At 58.6% G+C, this 4927-nt stretch carries 5 protein-coding genes; 4 read left to right on the top strand and 1 reads right to left on the bottom strand.

Annotated elements, in window-relative coordinates; all coding sequences use genetic code 11:
- Positions 1-399 precede the first annotated feature (399 nt).
- The 3 genes from ACZXDY_RS44680 (at position 400) to ACZXDY_RS44690 (ending at position 3257) form a co-directional block, all read left to right on the top strand.
- Positions 400-1346 (top strand): IS630 family transposase gene (locus ACZXDY_RS44680; protein ID WP_464349862.1). Its coding sequence is split into 2 segments (ribosomal slippage): positions 400-738 and positions 741-1346, totalling 945 coding nucleotides; the frame shifts between segments, so codons are not numbered across the junction.
- Positions 1347-1608: 262 nt separating this feature from the next.
- Positions 1609-1965: a helix-turn-helix domain-containing protein gene (locus ACZXDY_RS44685; RefSeq protein WP_464349863.1), complete on the top strand. Its 357-nt coding sequence runs from the start codon at positions 1609-1611 to the stop codon at positions 1963-1965.
- Positions 1966-3062: 1097 nt separating this feature from the next.
- Positions 3063-3257 (top strand): hypothetical protein, encoded by a 195-nt coding sequence (locus ACZXDY_RS44690; protein ID WP_028169399.1) that lies wholly within the window; start codon positions 3063-3065, stop codon positions 3255-3257.
- A gap of 114 nt (positions 3258-3371) precedes the next feature.
- On the opposite strand, the gene ACZXDY_RS44695 is transcribed toward ACZXDY_RS44690, so the two are convergent.
- Positions 3372-3659, bottom strand: coding sequence for a LexA family protein (locus tag ACZXDY_RS44695; protein ID WP_028169398.1), 288 nt, complete (start codon positions 3657-3659; stop codon positions 3372-3374).
- A gap of 43 nt (positions 3660-3702) precedes the next feature.
- On the opposite strand from ACZXDY_RS44695, the gene ACZXDY_RS44700 reads away from it, so the two are divergent.
- On the top strand, positions 3703-4854 hold the full coding sequence (locus tag ACZXDY_RS44700) for an IS630 family transposase (protein WP_028169397.1): 1152 nt from the start codon (positions 3703-3705) through the stop codon (positions 4852-4854).
- The last annotated feature ends 73 nt before the right edge of the window (positions 4855-4927 follow it).

The following is a 4927-nucleotide window of genomic DNA, read 5'->3' on the forward strand; positions in this document are numbered from 1 at the left end:
AAACGCGGACTTCTCTTGCTTCGGGAATCATCCCGATCTTGAATCACGACTCACGTTCTATGAAAAGTGGGTACTAGTCTGGTGTCAGGCCTATGCCCACCGCTTAGGGAAGTGAGTGGCACGATTCCAAGATGCACGCGGCGGATGACGCTCACGTCGTTATGATTGTGCCTTGCTAGCACGGCGGGACATGTCCGGAAGCCTACGAAGAACGTCGGAAGCAGACGAGGAATAGCGTCGCAAAACCATTTCGCCTTGCGCAAGGCTTGCTTGCGTCTCCTGAAGGCAGGTCACGATGTCGTTCGCTAGAGCGGGATGGGATTAGATTGAATCGATTGAGGATTCCCAAATCAGATCGGTTCTGATTCAACATGCTGGCTGGGAAGGAGGCCGGCATGGATGGGGCGGGCGTATTCGACTGATCTGCGTGAGCGCGTGGTTGACGCCGTTTGCAAGGGCGGCCTGTCGTGCCATCAGGCGGCGGCGCAATTTGGTGTAGGCATCAGCACGGCCATTCTCTGGGTGCAGCGCTTTCGCGCGACCGGCAGCGTCGAGCCGGATCAGATCGGCGGCTACAAGCCGAAGAAGATTTCGGGAAAGCATCGTGATTGGCTGGTGCAACGCTGCCGGACGGCCGATTTCACCTTGCGCGGGCTGGTGGCCGAGCTCGCCGAGCGTGGCCTGAGGGTCGATTACCGGACGGTGTGGGACTTCGTCCACGCCGAGAAGCTCAGTCACAAAAAAAGACGCTGATTGCTGCCGAGCAGGACCGTCCCGATGTTGCCCGTCGGCGGACGCAATGGACCAAATATCGGGAGCGGATCGATCCGTCTCGCCTGGTGTTCATCGACGAGACCTGGACCAAAACCAATATGGCGCCGCTGCGGGGCTGGGCGCCGCGCGGTCAAAGGCTCAAGGCCAAGGTGCCACATGGCCACTGGCAGACCATGACCTTCCTGGCCGCCTTGCGCCACGATCGCGTCACGGCCCCGTGGCTCATCAATGGGCCGATCAATGGCGAAACCTTTCAAACCTACGTCGAGAAGGTTCTCGTCCCGACATTGCCGCCCGGCGACATCGTGATCATGGACAACCTCGGCTCGCACAAGGGCAAGGCCGTACGCCGCATCATCCGTGCCGCCGGTGCACGGTTGTTCTTCCTACCGAAATACTCACCCGATCTGAACCCGATCGAGCAGTTCTTCGCGAAACTCAAACACTGGCTTCGCAAAGCCGCAAAGCGGACCACCGAGGCCGTCTACGATGCCATTGGTCCGATCCTCGACACTGTCACACCCGCCGAGTGCTCAAACTACTTCACCAACGCCGGATATGGTCAAACCTAATCTCATCACGCTCTAGGTCGGAAACACTACTCTACTTTGAAATGGTGCAGCTTGACGCTACGTGCCATTCAAGTCTCTTGAAGGTCGCGGCACGAATATGTACGAACGCTCGGCTTACGGATCTGGTCTTCCTGCGGTTTGTCCAGGATCATACACACTCCTTTCGTATTTGAAATCTGAGCCGCTGGTGGCCTCAGTTTCGCCACGCCGACAAATTCAAGGCATCACCAAGGATGTCGTTGCCGAGCCTTTAGAGAGAAAGATGAAGAAGCACTCTCACGAGGAGATTCTGTCGAAGCTTGCCCGAGCAAATGAGCTTGCACGAGCGGGCAATTCTCAGATGGAGATTTGCAAAGCGCTCGGGGTTAGCGTCATGACCCTTCATCGTTGGCGAAAAATGCCCTTGCATAAGAGTGATGCGACATTCGCGCAATGTGGCACACTTGAGAATGGCGGGTCAGCCAACGCGGGAACGATGGATGACATGCGGGGTATGTTGGAGGATCTTACAGTCGAAAACCAACGCTTTCGAAAGATCGTCGCGGATCTCTTGCTGGAGAAGACGAGGCTGGAAGAAGCTTTAGCTGCAGCCGTCCGCGCTGGTCAGTCGCGGGCCTGAAATTCTGCCACATCTTCGGCCATGGCAGCCTCAAAAGCAGGGCCCATCCGAACGGAGCGGGTTACAGTTGCGCCACCATTAGCCGAGTTGGTGTTTCGTCACATCGAAGACCTAGTCGGCGAATTCGAGTTCCTCAAGTCCGGTAGCCGATGCCGTCTGGCTCACGGTTTAAACACAGCGTGGCAGTGGAGGTCTCTCCATTGCGATCGATCCTGCCAGGCTCATGGAATCCATTATTCCAAAGTCCGACAGTATCACCTTGCAAGGCCGAGACCGCGGCCGCCGTACGATTAAACAGCCAAACTCGTCAACGCCAGCACGACTATCGAGAAAAAATCGACCTTTGTCCCGATCAGCCTATCGTTACCATGGCGACCGGAAAGGAGACTATCGCTGTGATCTGGAACACGATTTCTGGCTTCAACGGTGAAGTGACCTGAGTGTAGTCGTCTCACCCAGCGCTCACGCGCCGGCGCAAACTGAGGAATCGTTTGTCCAAAACATGGATACCGAGGTCTGCTCGAAGGCTCCGGGGATGTCTCCGCGAGTTGGCGGAATGCTGAGTGAGCACGCCTCGGCAAAGTATGCGCTGTGATACCGATCAGAAGTCAACCTCTTGCGCGGTAGCGCGATGCGCTATCGCTGCCCTCCTTGGGCGTTTCCTCCCTAGACTTGGGCCGCTTGTTCACTACAAGCTGCCTCTTTTTCTTCGGTCACCGCTGTGGCGACACCCGGCTATTCTTTCGGAATTCGGCTTGCGCAGCTGGTTACGCAAGTCCATATCGCTCTCGTCTTCTTCCGCAGTCAGCGTATACGCTAATCGTGTCGCCCGGCGACATAGCTCTTCCCGGTCGAAGGTCCGAAACGATATCTCGGAAATGCTTGCGCCATCGCTGTCACGCCATCATCGGACAGCACTTCCATTCAGGCTCTCAAACGAAGCTTAGAAGATGTCTCTCTCCAGGGGGTTTTCCCGACGTCGCACACGTCTCATGTCCGGCTTCCGACAACCTGTCCATACCTGTCACTGATGTGAGCACCCAATCAAAACGATTGCCAACCAGTGTGCAGCGTCCGCGGAACATTGGCTGAAGATATTGGATCAGCTCGCGATCGTCAGCGTTGGCCCGACCAAACAAGCATGGAAAGCCAATTTCAGGGATGCGATGAAAAGTTTTCAGGCCTCGCTCTCAGGCCTGAGCTGGCGGGCGGGACTGGTTTATGACCTGATCAAGGAGCTTGCGCTCTACGGCCAATATTGGACGGCGGTGTCGATCCGGTCGGCAGCCTAATTACGACGTCCGCAGTAAAGGATTTCAAACTCTACACCAACAACCAGTTTGAGCTCGGTGTAAAGTAGATGTTATGGATGGTGGCGGCGAATGGACGGGCTACTACTAGTACCTCTACACAGAGGTTTTGACTGATTGGTTTGGGATTTCCAAGACGGGGAGCTGTTCAGGAGGGACCAGCACTTCGATGCTGCGCGGCGAGCCGGGCTGGCGCCTGATGATGCCCGCGCGTTCGAGGGTCAACACCATCTGGTGGACGGAAGGCGGGGACACGCCGAAGTGCCGTTGCATCTCCCATTCGGCAGGTGGCCGGCGATGCACGCGCGTGTAGGCGTCGATGAAGGCCAGGTACTGGCCCTGCTTGGGCGTGAAGGCTTTTGCAGAATGACTCACCTTGGCCATCCGATTCAGCTGTTCGTCAGTGCCTCGACAGGCGGAGGCACGGATGAATGTACGCTATCGGGTCGAACTCAGCCAAACCGAGCGCACGGAGCTTCTGAGCGGCGGCAAGCACGCGGCGCGCAAGCTCAAGCGGGCGCAGATATTGCTCGCCGCTGACGCAGGGGTCAGCGACGCGGAGATCGTCCGTAGCGTCGGCGTCGGCGGGTCCACGGTTTATCGCACCAAACGGCGTTTTGTCCTCGGCAATCTGGAGGCGGCGCTCAGCGAGGAGCCGCGGCCCGGGTCGGAACGCAAGCTCACCGGCAAGGAGGAAGCCCTTTTGGTGGCGACCGCCTGCTCAAGCCCTCCGGCAGGCCGCGCCCGTTGGACCCTGGAACTGTTGGCCGAAGCGATCGTCAAGCTGACGCCACACGAGAGCCTGTCGCGCGAGACGGTGCGCCGACGCTTGGCCGAGAGCGATCTCAAGCCGTGGCGCAAGGACATGTGGTGCATCCCTCAGATCGATGCCGACTACGTCGCCCGCATGGAGGACGTGCTCGATCTCTATGCCGAGGCGCCTGATCCGAAGCGGCCGGTGGTCTGCTTCGACGAGAGCCCAATCCAGCTCATCGGCGAAGTGCGCCAGCCGATCCCGGCCACACCGGGACAGATCGAGCGCTACGATTGCGAGTATCGGCGCAATGGCACCGCAAACCTGTTCGTCTTCCTCGACGCGCATCGCTCCTGGCGCAAGGTGAAGGTGACCGAGCGGCGGGCTGCGGAGGACTTTGCGGCCTGCATGCGCGACCTCGTCGACATCCATTATCCCCGAGCCGAGCGCATCCGCCTGGTGCTCGACAATCTCTCAACTCATTCGGCCGGGGCGCTCTACCAGGCCTTTCCGGCCGACGAAGCACGGCGGGTACTGCGCCGACTGGAGTTCCACTACGTCCCAAAGCACGCCAGCTGGCTCAACATGGTCGAGATCGAGATCGGCGTTCTCGCCCGCCAATGCCTCGATCGACGCATCGACGGTTTCGCCCGCCTCGTCGCCGAGACCGCCGCCTGGGAGAAACGGCGCAATGCCGACCGCGCCCGCGTCAAATGGATGTTCACAACCAATAAGGCTCGCGCCAAAATGGCGCGGGCCTATCCAAAACCCATCATCGAATCAGGCCAGGTTCAACGAGTCAAAACCTCTGTGCCGAGGTACTAGTACCCGGAATCAGAGCTGAGTGATACGGCGGCCTTTGAACCGCTTTTGGCGGACTCGTTTCTTCGTCCAGGCG

The sequence above is a fragment of the Bradyrhizobium sp. LeoB3 genome (assembly GCF_055456055.1).

Bases quoted from the DNA above. Each gene is read 5' to 3' on its own strand.
- ACZXDY_RS44685 (WP_464349863.1), top strand. From the start codon at position 1,609: ATGAAGAAGCACTCTCACGAGGAGATTCTGTCGAAGCTTGCCCGAGCA.
- ACZXDY_RS44695 (WP_028169398.1), bottom strand. From the start codon at position 3,659: ATGGCCAAGGTGAGTCATTCTGCAAAAGCCTTCACGCCCAAGCAGGGC.
- ACZXDY_RS44700 (WP_028169397.1), top strand. From the start codon at position 3,703: ATGAATGTACGCTATCGGGTCGAACTCAGCCAAACCGAGCGCACGGAG.